Origin of the sequence: Streptomyces sp. 2131.1, from assembly GCF_900105515.1 — a bacterium.
GTDB classification, from domain to species: Bacteria; Actinomycetota; Actinomycetes; order Streptomycetales; family Streptomycetaceae; genus Streptomyces; species Streptomyces drozdowiczii.
Genome location: NZ_FNSY01000001.1, coordinates 404,026 through 420,985, shown reverse-complemented (window position 1 = coordinate 420,985; position 16,960 = coordinate 404,026). Strand labels below are relative to the sequence as shown.

The 16,960-nt window shown below is 73.0% G+C and carries 17 protein-coding genes and 1 pseudogene; 10 read left to right on the top strand and 8 right to left on the bottom strand.

All coding sequences use genetic code 11. From position 1 onward, the window contains the following. Positions 1–42 precede the first annotated feature (42 nt). A complete protein-coding gene (locus tag BLW14_RS02060; RefSeq protein WP_256332642.1) occupies positions 43–603 on the bottom strand; it encodes a GAF and ANTAR domain-containing protein in 561 nt (186 codons plus the stop codon). A 215-nt stretch (positions 604–818) separates the two neighbouring features. Between BLW14_RS02060 and BLW14_RS02055 the strand changes: the two genes are divergently transcribed. Beyond that, positions 819–1,943, top strand: a complete 1,125-nt coding sequence (locus BLW14_RS02055) for a PAS domain-containing protein (RefSeq protein WP_093703700.1) — start codon at positions 819–821, stop codon at positions 1,941–1,943. 151 nt (positions 1,944–2,094) lie between these two features. Then, positions 2,095–3,186 carry a glutamate--cysteine ligase 2 gene (locus tag BLW14_RS02050; protein ID WP_177154197.1) on the top strand — a complete coding sequence of 364 codons (1,092 nt, stop codon included), beginning with the start codon at positions 2,095–2,097 and terminating at the stop codon, positions 3,184–3,186. Positions 3,187–3,241: 55 nt separating this feature from the next. Here the strand turns inward: BLW14_RS02050 and BLW14_RS02045 are convergent. The 3 genes and pseudogenes from BLW14_RS02045 to BLW14_RS02035 all read right to left on the bottom strand — a co-directional run bounded on the left by BLW14_RS02045 (position 3,242) and on the right by BLW14_RS02035 (position 6,901). Further along, positions 3,242–4,698: pseudogene (locus BLW14_RS02045) on the bottom strand (aminotransferase class I/II-fold pyridoxal phosphate-dependent enzyme). 55 nt (positions 4,699–4,753) lie between these two features. Further along, positions 4,754–5,635 carry a glucose 1-dehydrogenase gene (locus tag BLW14_RS02040; RefSeq protein WP_093703698.1) on the bottom strand — a complete coding sequence of 294 codons (882 nt, stop codon included), beginning with the start codon at positions 5,633–5,635 and terminating at the stop codon, positions 4,754–4,756. 36 nt (positions 5,636–5,671) lie between these two features. Further along, positions 5,672–6,901, bottom strand: a complete 1,230-nt coding sequence (locus BLW14_RS02035) for a cytochrome P450 (protein WP_093703696.1) — start codon at positions 6,899–6,901, stop codon at positions 5,672–5,674. A 352-nt stretch (positions 6,902–7,253) separates the two neighbouring features. On the opposite strand from BLW14_RS02035, the gene BLW14_RS02030 reads away from it, so the two are divergent. The 5 genes from BLW14_RS02030 to BLW14_RS02010 all read left to right on the top strand — a co-directional run bounded on the left by BLW14_RS02030 (position 7,254) and on the right by BLW14_RS02010 (position 11,048). Next, positions 7,254–7,433, top strand: a complete 180-nt coding sequence (locus BLW14_RS02030) for a hypothetical protein (protein WP_093703694.1) — start codon at positions 7,254–7,256, stop codon at positions 7,431–7,433. 40 nt (positions 7,434–7,473) lie between these two features. Continuing rightward, the gene (locus BLW14_RS02025) at positions 7,474–8,664 is read left to right on the top strand and encodes an alcohol dehydrogenase catalytic domain-containing protein (protein ID WP_093703692.1); all 1,191 of its coding nucleotides are present in this window, start codon (positions 7,474–7,476) and stop codon (positions 8,662–8,664) included. A 21-nt stretch (positions 8,665–8,685) separates the two neighbouring features. After that, positions 8,686–9,723 (top strand): NAD-dependent epimerase/dehydratase family protein, encoded by a 1,038-nt coding sequence (locus tag BLW14_RS02020; protein ID WP_093703690.1) that lies wholly within the window; start codon positions 8,686–8,688, stop codon positions 9,721–9,723. An 85-nt stretch (positions 9,724–9,808) separates the two neighbouring features. After that, positions 9,809–10,345, top strand: coding sequence for a cysteine hydrolase family protein (locus tag BLW14_RS02015; protein WP_093703688.1), 537 nt, complete (start codon positions 9,809–9,811; stop codon positions 10,343–10,345). A 34-nt stretch (positions 10,346–10,379) separates the two neighbouring features. After that, positions 10,380–11,048 (top strand): HAD family hydrolase, encoded by a 669-nt coding sequence (locus BLW14_RS02010; RefSeq protein WP_093703686.1) that lies wholly within the window; start codon positions 10,380–10,382, stop codon positions 11,046–11,048. A gap of 84 nt (positions 11,049–11,132) precedes the next feature. Here the strand turns inward: BLW14_RS02010 and BLW14_RS02005 are convergent, their stop codons facing one another. After that, positions 11,133–11,507 carry a VOC family protein gene (locus BLW14_RS02005; protein ID WP_093703684.1) on the bottom strand — a complete coding sequence of 125 codons (375 nt, stop codon included), beginning with the start codon at positions 11,505–11,507 and terminating at the stop codon, positions 11,133–11,135. Between the two features lie 125 nt (positions 11,508–11,632). Between BLW14_RS02005 and BLW14_RS02000 the strand changes: the two genes are divergently transcribed. Then, positions 11,633–12,598: an LLM class F420-dependent oxidoreductase gene (locus BLW14_RS02000; RefSeq protein ID WP_093703682.1), complete on the top strand. Its 966-nt coding sequence runs from the start codon at positions 11,633–11,635 to the stop codon at positions 12,596–12,598. Between the two features lie 56 nt (positions 12,599–12,654). On the opposite strand, the gene BLW14_RS01995 is transcribed toward BLW14_RS02000, so the two are convergent. Beyond that, the gene (locus BLW14_RS01995) at positions 12,655–13,179 is read right to left on the bottom strand and encodes a DUF6328 family protein (RefSeq protein WP_093703680.1); all 525 of its coding nucleotides are present in this window, start codon (positions 13,177–13,179) and stop codon (positions 12,655–12,657) included. Positions 13,180–13,267: 88 nt separating this feature from the next. Then, positions 13,268–13,594: a plasmid stabilization protein gene (locus BLW14_RS01990; protein ID WP_093710621.1), complete on the bottom strand. Its 327-nt coding sequence runs from the start codon at positions 13,592–13,594 to the stop codon at positions 13,268–13,270. Positions 13,595–13,890: 296 nt separating this feature from the next. On the opposite strand from BLW14_RS01990, the gene ligD reads away from it, so the two are divergent. Together ligD and BLW14_RS01980 are read left to right on the top strand one after the other, a co-directional pair. Then, the gene (gene ligD, locus BLW14_RS01985; protein ID WP_093703678.1) at positions 13,891–14,775 is read left to right on the top strand and encodes a non-homologous end-joining DNA ligase; all 885 of its coding nucleotides are present in this window, start codon (positions 13,891–13,893) and stop codon (positions 14,773–14,775) included. 19 nt (positions 14,776–14,794) lie between these two features. Next, positions 14,795–15,403, top strand: a complete 609-nt coding sequence (locus BLW14_RS01980; RefSeq protein WP_093703676.1) for an endonuclease — start codon at positions 14,795–14,797, stop codon at positions 15,401–15,403. Between the two features lie 12 nt (positions 15,404–15,415). On the opposite strand, the gene BLW14_RS01975 is transcribed toward BLW14_RS01980, so the two are convergent. Then, the gene (locus tag BLW14_RS01975) at positions 15,416–16,810 is read right to left on the bottom strand and encodes a hypothetical protein (RefSeq protein WP_093703674.1); all 1,395 of its coding nucleotides are present in this window, start codon (positions 16,808–16,810) and stop codon (positions 15,416–15,418) included. Positions 16,811–16,960: the final 150 nt, after the last annotated feature.

Here is a 16,960-nt window from a genome sequence, read left to right as displayed (position 1 = left end):
CGCCGGAGTCCCGTCCGGCCCGCGACGCCCGGCACTCGCTCTCTAGCCCCCCTCGCCCAGCAGCCGCCGCAGCTCCCGTGTGCTGCCCCGGCCCTTCACCCGGACGATCCTCGCCGCCACGACGCTCAGCTTGCGGTTCGTGTGCTGCGACAGTGTGCGCAGTGCCCCGAAGGCCCGGTCCGCGTCGCAGTCCAGCATGTGCATCACGATGCCGAGGGCCTGGTCGATCACCGCCCGCGACGCGATCGCCGTCCGCAACTGCTCCGCCTCCGCCTCGGCGCCCGCCCGGGCATGGTCGCGCAGCAGCCCCGCGGCCGTCTCCTCGGCCAGCACCCGCACCGCCTCCAGGGCCCCCGCCGCGAGCCGCCACGGCTGGAACGCGTACAGCGTCACCGTCGTCACGACGCCCTCCGCCCCGGCCGGCACAGCCGTACAGGCGCGCAGGCCACGCTCCAGCGCAGCCACCCGGAACTCCGGCCACCGCGGGTCGGTGACGAGGTCGGCCGCGCACACCGGCAGGCCCGAGCGGGCGGCCTCGGCACCGGGCCCCTCGCCGGTCTCCTCCTGCGAAGCGGCCAGGGCGGCGAGGTCCGGATGGGTCACGGCACTGTGGCTCACCCCGCCGGGGAGCCGCAGCACCACCGTTGCACCCCGGCAACCGGCCGAGCAGCGCATCGCCCGACCGCCGAGCCGCATGAGCCACGGCGTCACGGCCCCTGCATCCGGCGTCGTCTCCATCCGCTTCGGCCTCCCTCGGCGCCACGGGACCACCCGCGCCGCTCAGCGTCGACGCGCGGGGGATCGGCTAGCTTCCTCGTATGAGCCGGTCACCGGAGAGCGAGAGCGGTGTCGAGACCCTCGCCGCCCGCCTGCGGGAACTGCGCGCTGCCCGCGCCCATCCTCCTTCCGAATACCCCGTACTGCTCGACGCGGCCCTCGCCGAGCTGGACCACGCGGTCGAGGCCCTGCGCCACACGGCGCAGGCGCCGGCGCTGACCCCAGGGGGAGGGGCGGCGTATCCGTTCAAGGCCATCTTCGAGCACCTGCCGTGGCCCGTCATCCTTACCGACGAGCAGACCTCGGTCCGCCGCCTCAACACCGCCGCCGCCGAACTGACCGGACTGCCCCAGGCGTACGCCGCCGGCCGGCCCCTCGCCGCGTTGCTGCGCCCCGCCGACCGGGCCGCCCTGCGCGCCCACACGGCGGCCGTGGCCCGGGGCGACGGGGACCGCAGTCTCCCCGTCCGCCTCCAGCGGCTGCCGGACGGTCCGCTGTACGCGACGCTCACCGCCGTCGAGGCGCCGGGGGAGCGCAGTCCGGACGTGCTCCTCATGTTCACGCCCATGCCCAGGCCCGCCGGAGCCGAACATCCCGAACCCCGCAGCGACCCTGCCACGGTCGTCCGCCAGGCCGAGCTGACCGCGCTCCTGGACCGCACCGCCCGCGCACTCCTGGGCGGGCCATCCCCCTCGTCGGCTCTCGGGGCCGCCGCCGGCCTCCTGCGCGACGGGCTCGCGGACTGGGCCCTGCTCGACCTGGGGCCGCCGGCCGGGCCGGTCCGGGTGGCGGCCCACGGCCCGACGGCGCCGGAGGACACCGCCCTCGAAAAGGCGTTTCTGCGGCAGGACCCGCGTGACTGCCCCGTGGCCGTGGGGGTGATGGAGTCCGGTGCGGCGGCGGTGGAGCTGCTGACGGATGACCCGGAGCGGCTCGGGAGCGACGAGGAGGGGACCCCGTTGATGGTGAGGGCCGAGGTCACCTCGCTGCTCTCCGTACCCCTGACCGCGCCCGACGGCACGACGGTGCTGGGGGCGCTGACCCTGCTCCGGGCGGGGGCCGGGCCGCCGTTCTCGCTGCTGGAGGCCGGCACTGCGGAGATCGCGGCCGGCCACCTGGCTCTCGTCGCGGAACGGGACGGATTGTGCGGCCCCGGCCCGTGCTGAGAGGGGCGCGTACGGAGAAAAGCACTCCCGGTCAGGGGTGCCGGGGCCAGGAGGTGGCATACGGCGAAGTGGGGGAGCTTTCAAGGGCCGCTCCGCGGACGCTCCGGCGCAGCGGGCACCGCCCCCCGGCCGATCGAGCATGGAGGACATGATGGTGCGGACTGTGGGTGTCGAGGAGGAGCTGCTGCTCGTCGACGAGCAGAGCGGCGACCCCCAAGCGCTCTCGATGGCCGTCCTGGCCCTGGCGGAACGGCGCGCCGAGGGCGACTCGGTCTTCGAGTCGGAGCTGCACCGCCAGCAGCTGGAGTTCGCCACCGAGCCGCGCACGGACATGCGGGAACTCGCGGACGAGATCCTGCGCTGGCGGGCGGAGGCGGCCCGCAGCGCCGTCGAGGCCGGGGGAGCGGTCGTGGCACTCGCCACCTCGCCGCTGCCCGTGAGCCCGACGATCGGCGAGGGAGAGCGGTACCGGTGGCTCGCCGACAAGTTCGGGCTGACCACGCAGGAGCAGCTGACCTGCGGATGCCATGTGCACGTCTCCGTGGAATCGGACGAGGAGGGCGTCGCGGTCCTGGACCGCATCCGCCCCTGGCTCGCGGTGCTTCTCGCGCTGAGCGCCAACTCGCCTTTCTGGCAGGGCCAGGACACCACGTACAGCAGCTACCGCAGCCGGGTCTGGGGGCGCTGGCCCTCGTCCGGCCCCGTGGAGATCTTCGGCTCCGCGGGCCGCTACCACGACGAGGTCCAGTCGCTCGTCGACACCGGCGTCCTGCGCGACAAGGGAATGATCTACTTCGACGCCCGGCTCTCGCACCGCTACCCGACGGTCGAGGTGAGGGTCGCGGACGTGTGTCTGGAACCCGCCGATGCCGCGCTGCTGGCCACCCTGGTGCGCGGCCTGGTCGAGACGGCGGCCCGCGCCTGGCGGGCGGGCGATCCGCCGGAGCCGTACGGGGTGGGGCTACTGCGCATGGCCGCCTGGCAGGCCGGCCGCTCGGGCCTTGAGGGGCCGTTGCTGCACCCTGCCACGATGCGCCCGGCACCGGCGCCGGACGTGGTCCGCGCCCTGCTCGCCCATGTGCGTGACGCGCTGGAGGACAGCGGGGACCTCGCCGCGGCGGAGGAGGGGATCGAGCTGGTGCTGAAGAGGGGCACGGGCGCCCGCATCCAGCGCGACGCGCTCGAACGCACCGGCAGCCTCCGCGACGCGGTCGCCGAGTGCGTCACCAGGACACGCGGCTGAGACGGACGAAGGCCTCCCGCCCCTCAGGGACGGGAGGCCTTCGCGTGCCGGGTGCTCAGTCGTCCGCGCAGACCCGTACGGTGTGCAGCTCCGGGTCCGCCGGGTCGGGCAGATTCATCCCCGCTTCGAGTCCGGTGAGCAGGTAGTTCAGCACCGGCTCGGTCAGCCGTTCGCCGGGCAGTACCACGGGGATGCCCGGGGGATACGGCGTGATCATCTCGGCGGCGACGCGGCCCACGGCCTCCTCCACCGGGACGTCCTCGGTCCCGTGGAAGTAGGCGTCGCGCGGCAGCCTCGCCTGTTCCATCCTCAGCTCCGCCGGGGCGGGGACCGCCACATCGGGCCCCCGGGGCAGTGCGGGAGCCCGGCGGGCGAGATCGCGCAGCGCCGTCATGAGCCGCTTCGTCGTCTCGTCGTCGTCGGCATGGGTGAGCTGGGCGCTGATGCGCCGGTGGTCCATCAGGTGCGTGTCCAAGTGGTGGTGCTCGCGCAGCCAGTCCGCCGCCCTGTACCCGGACACCCCGAGGTCCGAGATGTCGATGACGACGGGCAGCGGGTCGAAGTCGGAACCCGCGCCCGGGCCGCAGAAGTCGTCGCGGTCGTTGACGTGCATGCCGTCGATGGACTCGATCTCCTCACGCACCGACGCGGCCAGGTCGAGCGCCCGCGACATCAGCGTGTGGCCTTCGAGCACCATCTGGCGGCGCCAGCCGAGCAGTACGGAGGGGCTCGTCGTTCCCAGCAGATCGGCCCGGGACGCCAGCGTGTCGTGGTCGATCAGGTCGCCCCGCAGGTGGAACACCGACCCCTGTTCAAGGCCGCTGCCCATCTTGTGGATGCTGGTGACGCAGACGTCCGCGCCCGCGTCCATCGCCCAGGCCGGCAGGTCGGGGTGGAACGGCAGATGCGCCCCCCCACGCCTCGTCGACGACGAGGGGGCGGGAGCGGCGGTGGCACACCTCGGCGATGGCCCGCAGGTCCGCCGCGACGCCGTACGGGGTGGGGCTGGTGACCAGGGCGCCCTTCGCGTCCGGGTGCTCCTCGAACGCGCTCGTACGCCTCGGCGGACGGCGGATGCGCGAGATGGCGCTCCGTGTCCCACTGGGGCTCGATCCACACCGGCTGGATGCCCGAGAGGATCAGCCCGGAGACCACCGCCTTGTGCGCATCCCGCCCCACCAGCAGCTTCTGGCCGTGCGCGGCGACGCTCAGCATCGCCGCCTTGACCGAGAGGGAACTGCCGCAGGTCGAGAAGAAGGCGTGCTCCGCGTGTACGGCGTCGGCCATCAGGACCTCCGCGCGCTGCAGCACCCCCGACTTCATCCGCCGGTCGTCGAGCCCTCCGCTGGCCAGCACGTCACCGAAGAACACGGCGTCGCCGAGCACCGCCCTGACCTCGGGCGCGGCGCCCCGGGCCTGCTTGTGACCGGGGGGAGTGAACCCCAGCTCGTCCCGCCGCCGGTAAGCGGCCAGGGCGTCCAGAACAGGTGCTTCCTCATGATTCTTCGGTATACCCGCCGCCTTCCCGTGGTCCGCTCCGCCAATCCGCACACCGAGGCGCACAGGGCTAGGGAAGCGGGGTGCCGCCCGTCGCGTTCACGATCTCCCCGGTGATGAAACTCGCGTTGTCGGACGCCAGGAACACGTACGCCGGGGCCATCTCGGCCGGCTGGGCGGGCCGCCCGAGCGGGCTCTGCTTCCCGAACTCCTTCGTGTCGGGCAGCGTCGCCGGAATCAGCGGCGTCCACACCGGGCCCGGGGCCACGGCGTTCACACGGACGCCGTCGGAGGCCAGCATCTGCGCGAGGCCCTGCGTGAAGGTGACGATCGCGCCCTTGGTCATGGCGTAGTCCAGCAGATGCGGGCTCGGTTTGTACGCCTGCACCGACGTGGTGTTGATGATCGACCCGCCGGCCGGGATGTGCGGCAGCGCCATTTTGCACAGCCAGAACATCCCGTACAGGTTGGTCCGCAGGACCCGGTCGAACTGCTCCGTGGAAATCGCGGCGATCCCGTCGGGCTGGGCCATCTGGTACGCGGCGTTGTTCACGAGCACGTCGATGCGCCCGAACTCCTGCACCGCACTGCCGATCAGCGCCCGGCACTGCTTCTCGTCGCGGATGTCGCAGGCCTCGGTCAGCGCCTGCCGGCCCGCCTCCTCGACCAGCCGGGCCGTCTCCCGGGCCTCGTCCTCCTCGGCCTCCAGGTAGGTGATCAGCACGTCGGCGCCCTCGCGGGCGAAGGCCAGAGCGACGGCCCGGCCGATCCCGGAGTCGCCACCGGTCACGACGGCCTTGCGGTCCTTCAGGAGGCCGTGGCCCCGGTAGGAGTCCTCGCCGTGGTCGGGCGGCGGGTCCATGGGCCCGGTCCAGCCGGGATGCTCCTGGTCCTGCTGCGGGAAGTCGGGCCGCGCGAAGCGCTCGGTGGGGTCCTGGCCGGGTGTGCTCATGGGGTTCCTCTTCCGTTGCCGGGCGTGGGTGGGGGGCTAGCGGACGTCTTCGACGACGAACCCGCTCCGGGGCGCGGTGGGAATCCGGCGCAGCGGGATGGAAAGGTCCTGCTCCGGCACGCGGTACGCGAGTCCGGACAGAAGTACCGCGAGGGCGGACAGCAGAGCGAGGGTGATGTCCTCGCCCGGGCAGCGGTGCCCGGTGGCCGGGTCGCCGCCGCCCTGCGGGACCAGCTCGTCCTGACGCACCGGCGCGCCCCGGAAACGTGCGGGGTCGAAGACATAGGGCCGGGGCCACAGGTCCGGGTCGTGGTTCTGGCCGTACAGGTCGAGGAGCACGAGCGTGCCCGGCCGGATCGTGCGGCCGGCCCAGTCGAGCCGTTCCGCCGCCAGCCCGCCGATGAACGGGGCGAACGGGTAGAAGCGGCGTACCTCCTGCGCGAAGGCGAGGGCGGCGGCAGGGTCGTCGTCCCGGAGCGCCGCACGGTGCTCGGGCCACCGGTGCAGGGCGTGCGCCGCGAAGGCCGCGAACCAGCTCACCGCGACGGTCGGCCGCAGGATGTTGAGCACCTCGACGGCCGCCGTACGGGGATCGAGGAGCGAGCCGTCGGCGTCCCGATGGTGTGCGACGGTACGGAACGGGGTGGCGCGCACCCCGGCCCCGTCCCCGGTGTCCGCGCCGGCGCGTTCCCGCTCGACCAGCCGCGCCACACGCCTCTCCTGCCGGCGCCGGGCCCGCCGGGCACGCAGCTGCCGCGGTCCGGCCGACGCGAAGCCGTCCACCATGGCCACCAGGTCGCGCGCGACCCCATCCGCCTCGTCCTCCGGCAGCGGCACCCCGGCCCAGGCGTGGACGGCGCGCGTGAGCACCCCGGCCACCTCGTCGAACAGCACGATCCGGCCCCGCTCCGTCCACCCCTCGACGGCCTCCTTCCACTCCAGGACGACCCGGTCGGTGAGGGCCCGTACGCCCTCCGGATCCTTCAGCAGGTGGAGGAACATGCCCTTGCGTACCCGGTGCGGCTCACCGTCCAGGGTGTGCACCGCTCCTTGGCCGAACAGCGTGTCGATGACCGGTTCCGGCAGGGCCCCATGGCGCTGGATGTGCTCCTCGTCGTAGAAGAAGCGCACCGCGGCCGGGCCGTGCAGCGCGATCACCCGCTTGCCGAGCAGACGGGTGCGGACCGGTGCGCCGCCGCCGCGCCGCCGGCGGTCGGGCAGCCATGCGTAGCCCTGGAGCAGAAGGGGCAGGGTGCTGTCGGCCATGGACTCTCCGTAGGACAGGTCTGAGGGGGTCCGCGCGGCGGCGTGCGGGCCCGTCGGTGCCCCGCCGTCGATCCTGGGCGCACCGGGACCGGCCCGCGACTCGGAATCCGCTGGACGGCGCTGCGGCTGTGGTCCCAACCGGCAGCGCCTGCTCCCGCGTACGCCGGGAGCCTGGCCAGGCGGGTACCCGTACCACCCGAGGACATGCGGGGCGGGCCGGGACGCTTTCGCCGGCAGAGGCCGCCCCGGATCGAATCGGGCATTCCGGTTAAGGGTGCGTTCCGTGGGAACCCGTCGCACGGAACCGCTGTGCGGGCACGCCCGCAGGACTACCGGGAGGGACCGAGGAGATATGGGACGGCATGCCGAAATCGCCCGCGCCCTGGCCATGAGGGCGAAGGGGGCGAAGCTCAGGTCGGACGGCGCCGCGCTGGACGACGAGCGCCTGAAGTCGGAGGGACGCCGGCGGGAGACCGCCGGACGGATCGCCCAGGCCGAGGCGAAGGCGGCCCGGCGCACGGACCGCCACTGAACGGCGGCTCAGCCGCCACCCCGACAACGAGGAGTCACTCATGCGTGCACTGACCTGGCAGGGAAAGCGCGACGTCCGCGTGGAGACCGTGCCGGACCCGGTCATCCAGGACCCGACCGACATCATCATCAGGGTCACCTCTACGGGCATCTGCGGATCGGACCTCCACCTGTACGAAGTACTCGGCCCGTTCCTCGACGCCGGTGACATCCTGGGCCACGAGGCGATGGGCGTCGTCGAGGTGACCGGTTCCGAGGTGACCGCCGTGTCGCGCGGGGACCGGGTCGTCGTCCCGTTCAACGTCTCCTGCGGCACCTGCTTCATGTGCGCCAAGGGCCTGCACTCCCAGTGCGAGACCACGCAGGTGAAGGAGCACGGCACCGGGGCCTCGCTCTTCGGCTACACCAAGCTCTACGGGCAGGTGCCCGGCGGGCAGGCCGAGCTGTTGCGGGTCCCCTTCGGCAACACCCTGCCCATCAAGGTCCCCGACGGCCCGCCGGACGACCGCTTCGTGTACCTGTCGGACGTGCTGCCCACCGCCTGGCAGGCCGTCGAGTACGCCGCGATCCCGCCCGGCGGCAGCGTCACCGTCCTCGGCCTCGGGCCGATCGGCGACATGGCGGCCCGGATCGCCCTGCACCGCGGCGCCGGCCTGGTCATCGGCGTGGACCTCGTCCCCGAACGCCTCGCCCGCTCGGCCGCGCGCGGCGTCCAGACCCTCGACCTGGCCCACTACGGCAAGGACCTCCCGGCAGCGATCCGGGACCTCACCGGCGGCCGGGGCACCGACGCGGTCATCGACGCCGTCGGCATGGAGGCCCACACCCTCGGCACGCCGATCGGCAAGGCCGGCCAGTGGGCGACCGGGCTGCTGCCGGACGCGGCGGCCCGCAAACTCATGGAACGAGCGGGCATCGACCGCCTCAGCGCCCTCCTCACCGCCATCGACGTGGTGCGCCGGGGCGGCACCATCTCCATCTCCGGCGTCTACGGCGGCGCCGCCGACCCGCTGCCCCTGCTCACCATGTTCGACAAGCAGATCCAGCTCCGGATGGGCCAGGCGAACGTCAAGCACTGGGTGCCCGAGATCCTGCCGCTGCTCGTCGACGACGATCCGCTGGGCGTGGACGGTTTCGCCACGCACCGCCTGTCCCTGGAGGACGCCCCGAAGGCGTACGAGACCTTCCAGCAGAAGGCCGACGGCATGGTCAAGACGCTGCTGCGGCCCTGACGGCCCGACGAAAGGACTGCCGTGAACGCATCGCAAGGGCTGCGCGTCGTCGTCACCGGCGCCACCGGAAACGTCGGCACGAGCCTGGTCCGGGCCCTGTCGCAGGACCCGGACGTGGGATCGGTCCTCGGCCTGGCCCGACGGCTGCCCGATCTCGCCCTCCCCGGCGTCGAGTGGGGCAGGGTGGACCTCTCCCGCCCGGACAGCGCCCAGCGGCTCGCCTCGCTGCTGACGGGCGCGGACGCCGTCGTCCACCTGGCCTGGCGCTTCCAGCCCACCCACGACCCCGTCGTCACCTGGCGCTGCAACGTCGAGGGCTCCCTGCGGGTCTTCGACGCGGTACGCACGGCGGGCGTCCCGGCCCTGGTGCACGCCTCGTCCGTCGGCGCCTACTCGCCCGGCCCCAAGCGCGAGCCCGGGGTCGACGAGCAGTGGCCGACCCACGGCTGGCCCGACGCCGCCTACTGCCGCGAGAAGGCGTACCTCGAACGGGTCCTGGACACCTTCGAGCTGCGCCACCCGCAGATCCGTGTGGTGCGCATGCGGCCCGGCTTCCTGTTCAAGGAGACCGCGGCTCCCGAGCAGCGGCGCATCTTCGGCGGGAAGTACCTCCCCGGCGTGCTGCTCCGCCCCGACCTGCTGCCCTTCGTGCCCGACCTCCAGGGGTTGCGGTTCCAGGTGCTGCACACGGACGACGCGGCCGAGGCGTACCGGCTCGCCGTCCTGGGCGATGTGCGCGGCCCCTTCAACCTGGCCGCCGACCCTGTCACCGACGCCCGCGCCCTCGGCGAACTCCTCGACGCCCGGGTGGTGCGCGCACCCCGGTCACTGGTACGCGGCGCGCTGGCGACCGCCTGGCACGCACGGGCGGTCCCGGCCTCGCCGCACCTCTTCGACGCGGTCCTCCGCCTCCCGGTCATGGACTGCGCGCGGGCCTACGAGGAGCTGGGCTGGCGGCCGCGGTACTCGGCGTCGGACGCGCTGACCGCGTTCCTGCGCGGTGTCGTACGCGGCGAGGGCGAGGCGACCGCCCCCCTGGCCGGCAGCCGGTGGAGCTGATGGGCACGGGACGGTCCCGCGGCGGGCGGGCACCCCGTAGGCCGACGGGTCGCCGTGGCGGACGGCCGATGCCACGATGACAACCATGTCCCGCAAGGCGCTGATCGTCATCGACATGATCAACCCGTACGACCACGCGGACGCGGACCGGCTCCTCCCCTCCGCCGAGCGTGCCGTGCCCGTCATCGCACGCATGCTGAAGGCGGCCCGGGAGAGCGGTTCGCTCGTGATCTACGCCAACGACAACTTCGGCGACTGGCGCTCGCACCACGGCGAGATCGTGGAGGCGGCCATGGCGGGCGCCCGCCCCGACCTCGTCGAACCGCTGCGCCCCGACGACAACTCGCTCTTCGTCGTCAAGGCACGGCACTCCATCTTCTACGAGACACCGCTGCCCTACCTGCTCCACCAGCTGGACGTCGGCCACCTCGTCCTGACCGGCCAGGTGACCGAGCAGTGCATCCTCTACTCCGCGCTCGACGCGCACATCCGCCACATGGACCTGACCATTCCGCGGGACGGGGTGGCCCACATCCACGCCGACCTGGCCGACGCGGCCCTTCGGATGACGGAACGCAACATGGGCGCCCGGGTGTGCGCCGCCGAAGAGATCGACCTGTGACACCGGCGGGCCACGCCGGAACGAAAGGACCCCCATGACCCGCGCAGCGCTGTTCGACGTGGACGGCACCCTCGTCGACACCAACTACCTGCACGTCACCGCGTGGTGGGAGGCGTTCCACCAGGCGGGGCACACGGTGGCCATGCCCGCGATCCACCGCGCCATCGGCCTCGGCTCCGAGGACCTGATCGCCCACCTGCTGGGGCCCGGCCGGGACCGGGACCAGGACGAGGGGATCAGCGCCACGCACTCCGCCCTGTACGCCACCTACTTCGAGCGCCTGCCGCCGCTGGACGGGGCGGCGGACCTGCTGCGCGCCCTGGCCGGCCGGGGCTGGACGATCGTCCTGGCCACCTCCGCGTCCGGGCCGGAGCTGGAGGCCCTGCGGGGCGCGCTGGACGCGGACGACGTCATCTCCGGGACGGCCAGCTCCGACGACGTGGACGAGGGAAAGCCCGCCCCGGACCCGATCCGGCACGCCATGGAGATCGCCGGCGCCGCCAGCGAGGAGACCGTGTACATCGGGGACTCCGTATGGGACATGGAGGCGGCGACCAAGGCGTCGGTGCCCGCGGTCGGCCTCCTGTCGGGCGGCATCCCCCGGGCGGACCTGGAGGCGGCGGGGGCCGTGGAGATCCACGAGTCCCCGGCCGCACTCCTGTCCCACCTGGACACCGGCGTCATCGCCCGTATGACCCCGTAGGGCGTGTCCGCAAAGTCCGTCTGGCCTGCGACGCCCTTCGGGCGTACGACGGGACTTTGCGGACACGCCCTGGGCCCCGCACCCCTAACCGCCGTAGCAGAGGCAGAACGGGTGCCCGGCCGGGTCCGCGAAGACGCGGAAGTCCCGCTTGCCGCCGTCGTCGTCCAGGTCGAGCGGCGTGGCCCCCAGGGCGAGCACCTCGCGCTGGGCGGCCTCCATGTCCCGGACCTTGAAGTCCAGGTGCTCCTGCTGCGAGTTCCGGTCACCGCGCGGCCACTCGGGCGGCTGGTGGTCGGGGGTGAGCTGGAAGGCGAGGCGCGCGCCGCCGGGGACGTGGAGCTCGTACCAGCGGTCGCTGTCGTGCGTCACCTCCCCGCCCAGCACCCCCTGGTAGAAGGCGGCGAGTGCCGCGGGATCGGGGCAGTCGACGGCAACCAGGCAGTAGGTCGCGACAGCCATGTCGTTCCTCGCTTTCGGGGTACGCGGGTGTGCGGACACCCTTCACGGGTTCCGCGACCGGCCGCGAGGAAACATGATCCGGCGGCCGGACGTTTCGGCCGTCGGGGATCGGTAACCCTTCTCATATGGTGCAATTCGGATACACGATGATGACCGAGCAGGCGGGACCGAAGGCCCTGGTCGAGGACGTTGTGGCGGCCGAGCAGGCCGGTTTCGACTTCTCCGTGACCTCCGACCACTACTTCCCCTGGCTGGCGTCTCAGGGGCACGCCCCGTACGCCTGGAGCGTGCTCGGCGCGGCGGCGCAGGCCACGTCGCGCATCCCGCTGATGACGTACGTGACCTGCCCGACCACCCGCTACCACCCGGCCGTGGTGGCCCAGAAGGCCGCGACGCTGCAACTGCTCTCCGAGGGGCGGTTCCGGCTCGGGCTGGGCTCCGGCGAGAGTCTGAACGAACACGTGGTGGGCGGCGGCTGGCCGGACGCACGGGTGCGGCTGGAGAAGCTCGAAGAGGCCGTGGAGATCATCAAGGCGCTCCTCGCCGGCGGCTACGTCACCCACCACGGCGCCCACTTCGACGTGGACAACGCCAAGCTGTGGGACCTACCCGACGTGGCCGTGCCCCTGGGCGTCGCCGTATCGGGCGACCGGTCGTGCGAGATCGCCGGCCGGCTGGCGGATCTGGTGATCGCCACCGAGCCCAAGCAGGAGCTGCTCACCGGCTTCGAACGGCACGGCGGGGGCGGAAAGCCCAGCGTCGGGCAGCTGCCGGTCTGCTACGACACCGACCGCGACGCGGCGGTGAAGCGGGCCCACGACCAGTTCCGCTGGTCGATCGGCGGCTGGAAGGTCAACTCGGAGCTGCCGGGTCCCTCCGCCTTCGACCAGGCCACCCAGTACGTCACGCCCGAGGACATCGCCGGGGCGGTGCCCTGCGGCGACGACGTCGGACAGTTCGTCGAAGCGGTGCGCCCGTATGTCGACGCGGGGTTCACCGAGGTCGCCCTCGTACAGATCGGCGGCGACCACCAGAAGCCGTTCATCGACTGGGCTCAGGAGAAGCTCTTGCCCGCGCTGCGCGCCATGTGACGCGCGTACGCGAAGGTGCCCCCGGCCCGCGGGCCGGGGGCACCTTCGTACAGGGACTACTTCCCGTCGTCGGAGCCGTCGCGTCCGTTGGACCGGGCCACCGCCACGGCGGGAAACACGAACCAGCAGACGAAGGACCAGAGCGCCATGCCGCCGACCAGCCACAGGGCGAGTGTGTTGTGCAGGGCGACGCGCATGATGAGCAGCAGCGCCGAGCACATCGTGCAGAACAGGAGCACGAGCCCGAGCAGGGTGAGCCGCGACGCCCACACCACCGTCTCCGGCTTCATATTGCGTCCGGTCAGCAGCCGGTGATGGCACACCGGGCCGATCAGCGCCGCAGCCGTGGCCGAGCCCAGGAGCACGGTCACGACGTAGATCCCCTTGTCCGAGTCCGCCAGGGTGGCGAAGCGCGGCTGGAAGACCACCGCGAGCAGGAAGCCGAAGAGGATCTGCACTCCCGTCTGGGCCACCCGCAGTTCCTGGAGGAGTTCCGTCCAGCGGCGGTCCGCTCTCTCCTTGGTCGTCTCGTGCCGCCCCTTGTGAGCTTCCTCGTTCTCGTCCACGCGTCCGTCGTCCATGTGCGGTGTCCCTCCCTCCCTCGTGCCGAAACCTTTGTGCGCGGGCCGTACGGCCCGCGCACAAAGGTTTCGGCCACGCCTCGGTGATTCAGCGGCCGACGGCCTTCAGGAGCTGCTCCTTGTTCATGGTGGAGCGGCCCTCGATGTTCTTCTTCTTCGCCTCTTCGTACAGCTGGTCCTTCGTGCGGCCCTGCGCGCCCTTGTGCGAGCGCTCGCCGCCCCGCTCGGAGGCGGACTTGGGGTCGCGTGTGGACGTCTTGCTCGCCGTCCTGGACTCGCCGGAGCGTGCGCGCTCCTTGTTCACGGTGCGCGCGGCGATCTCCTTGGCACGCTTCTCGGACGTGCCGCGCTTCTCCGCGCTCTCCTTCACGTGCTCGTACTGGCGCTCACGCTTGGGGCTCGATCCTGCCGGCATGACGCTCTCCTCCTGGTTCTCGTCCTCGGCCCTCGGGCCCGGTCCGGGGTCACCCACCCGGGTTGCCGGGTGGCCACGTCCGAAACATGGCACCGCCGCGGCGGGTGCGCCCATCGGGTCGCGCGTCCGGGTGACCCCGCGCGCCGCCCATCAGTGAAGTGGCCGACTTCGGGTACGGGGTTTCCTGCGAGGCGGGGCCACCCGGCGCGAGCCCGGGACCATGAGGAGGAACGCATGATCGTGGTACGCGCAACCCGGGCGGAGCGCGCCCCTCGGCCGCGGGGCAGGTGAGGCGGATGACCACTCGGAAGATCCCGGAGATCAGCCGCCCGGAGAAGGTCCTCTTCCCGGACGATGGCATCACCAAGGCCGGACTCGCCGACTACTACCGCACGGTGGCCCGCCGCATGCTGCCCCATCTGCGGGACCGGCCCCTCATGCTCGAACGCCTCCCCGACGGGATCGGCGGCCACGGCTTCATGCAGAAGGACGTGCCGGGCTACTTCCCCGACTGGATCCACCGTGTCGAACTCCCCAAGGAGGACGGCACCGTCACTTACCCGATCGCCGACGGCACCGCGACCCTGGTGTACCTCGCCGGGCAGGCGTGCGTCACCCCGCACCGCTTCCTCTCCCGCGCCGACCGGCCCCACCACCCGGACCGCATGGTCTTCGACCTCGACCCGCCCGGTGACGACTTCACCCCGGTCCGGGAAGCGGCCCTCGGCCTGCACGGGCTCCTGGACGAGCTGGAACTGCCGTCGCTCGTCATGACCACCGGATCGCGCGGCCTGCACGTGGTGGTGGCGCTCGACCGCCGGGACGAGTTCGACGGCGTACGGGAATTCGCCCGCGCGGTCGCCGACGCCCTCGTCGCCCGGGAACCCGACCGGTTCACCACGGAGGCCCGCAAGAAGGCCCGCGGGGACCGGCTCTACCTCGACGTGCAGCGCAACGCCTACGCCCAGACCGCCGTCGCGCCCTACGCGGTCCGGGCCCGCCCGGGCGCACCCGTCGCCGCGCCACTGGCCTGGGAGGACGTCGACGACCCGGCGCTCGGCGCCCGCCGCTGGACGCTGCGCGACGCCGACGCGCTCCTGGACCGGGACCCCTGGCACGACCCCCCACGGCCCCGCTCCCTCGGCCGGGCCCGCACCCTGCTCGACGCGCTCACCGCGTAGAGCCGAACGGAGAACCACCATGTCCAGAGCCACGACCGTGCGGAACCTGCTCGACGAGCACGGGCGGACCTACGCCGAGGAAGCCGGCATCCACCTGCGCGACACCCCGATGCCGCTGTACCAGCTGCTGACCCTGTGCGTCCTGTTCTCGGTCCCCATCAAGGCCGACATGGCGGTGGCCGCCGCCCGGGAACTCTTCGCCGCGGGGATGCGCACGCCCCGCGCCATGGTGGACGCGTCCTGGCAGGACCGCGTCGACGCACTGGTCCGCGCCCACTACCGCCGTTACGACGAGAGCACCGCCACCGCCCTCGGCGAGGGCGCCCAGCTCGTACTCGACCGGTACCGCGGCGACCTGCGCCGACTGCGCCACGAGGCCGACGGCGATCCGGAGAAGCTGCGCGAACTGCTGACGGAGTTTCCCCGGATCGGCCCCGTGGGCGCCGACATCTTCAGCCGCGAGGCGCAGGGGCTGTGGCCCGAACTGCGCCCCGCCTTCGACAAGCGCGCCCAGGACGCGGCGGAGGAGCTGGGCCTGCCGCGCTCCCCGGAGAAGCTGGCCGGCCTCGTCGAGGACGAGGACCTGCCGCGGCTGGCGGCGGCGCTGGTCCGGGTCGGACTGAAGTGACCGGCCCCGCCGTCACCAGCCCGTCCAGAGCAGGTGGTTGACGGCGAGGGCCACCACCGCCTGGGCGGCCAGCCAGCCCCGCCGGCCCCGGTCGGGCAGGAGGGCCGCCGCAGGGATCAGCCAGAGCATGAACGGCTGCCAGATCCGCTCGGTCTCCGCCTTGCTCATCCCGGACAGGTCGGCCGCCAGCAGCAGGAGCAGGGCCACCAGTACCAGTGACGCGAGCCGGTCCGGCGCGCTCGCCTCCCCGCCGCGCAGGCCGCGTACGGCACCCGGCGCGCCCGCGAAGGTCCGGCGCAGCCCGGCGACGGCCGCCGGGCCCACCGCGATCACGGTGCAGGCCAGGTTCGCCCACACCCAGTACCAGTAGGGCCGGAAGCCGCCCGCGCCCTGGTGGTAGCGCTCGACGAGCACGTGGTAGGCATCCCACCAGTTGAAGCCCGCCGCCGTGAAGGCGGCCGGGACCACCAGCGCGCCGAGCAGCGCGAGCGGCAGCGGGCGCGCGGTGCGGGCGAGCACCAGGACGGCCAGGAGCAGGAGCGCGATCAGCACCAGTCCGTAACTCAGGTAGCAGACCAGCCCGTAGAGGAGCCCCGCCCCGAACGCGGCGGTGGCAGGACTGCGTACCGTACGTGTCGCCGCCAGGGTCAGCAGGGCGACGGACCACGCGGCCACCGCCGCGAAGTAGCCGTCCGCCGACGTCCCGGCCCAGACCGCGACCGGTGCCAGGACGAGGAACGGAGCCGCGCGCCGGGCGATGTGCTCACCGGCCAGGGCCCGGATCGTGACCAGCACGGCCAGCAGGCCGGACGCGCCGGTCAGGATGCACCAGACGCCGGCCCAGGCGCCGCCGCCGAGCCCGGCCCGGTCCAGCAGCACGAAGGTGAGCGTCGCGCCCGGCGGGTGACCGGCGACATGCGCCGGCCAGTTGCCCGGCGCGCCGAGCAGGATGTGCTCGTCGAAGGTGCGCAGCGAGGCACCGATGTCGGTGAACCGGTCGATGACCCGCAGGTACTCGTGTTTCGTGGTCAGACGCCCGGCGATGCCCCGTCCCCAGCCGTCGATCAGCGCGAGGGAGAAGACCCAGGCGAGCGAGGCGGCGTACGTGGCCAGGAGCAGCGCGTGCCAGCGCAGCCGGCGCGCGAGGAGCGGCCCGTACGCGATCACGGCGACGGCCACGACGGGGGCGGCGACCGTGCCCGGGCCCGTGTGCGGGTACCAGGACGCCAGCAGCGGCGGCCAGTGCACGTACAGCCTCTGCGCGTAGTCCTCGACGGCCCGGCCGCCCAGGGCGGCGGCGACCACGAGCGCGACGCCCACCCCCGCGGCCGCCAGATCCCAGCGATGCCCGGACCGGGCGGTGGTGGTCGGTTCGGTACGGGGCGCGGTGCGGTCCTCGGTCTTCACGCAGGCACCGTACGCACCGGCAGGGCGCGGCGGCGGGTACCGGCCGGGCGCGTCACACAACCGTCAGATTCACGGTCGCCGCCGTACGTTCGCCGGGGTGACGTCACCGTTTCGTCAGGAGTCGCACCCGTCGAACGCCCCGGGCCCGGG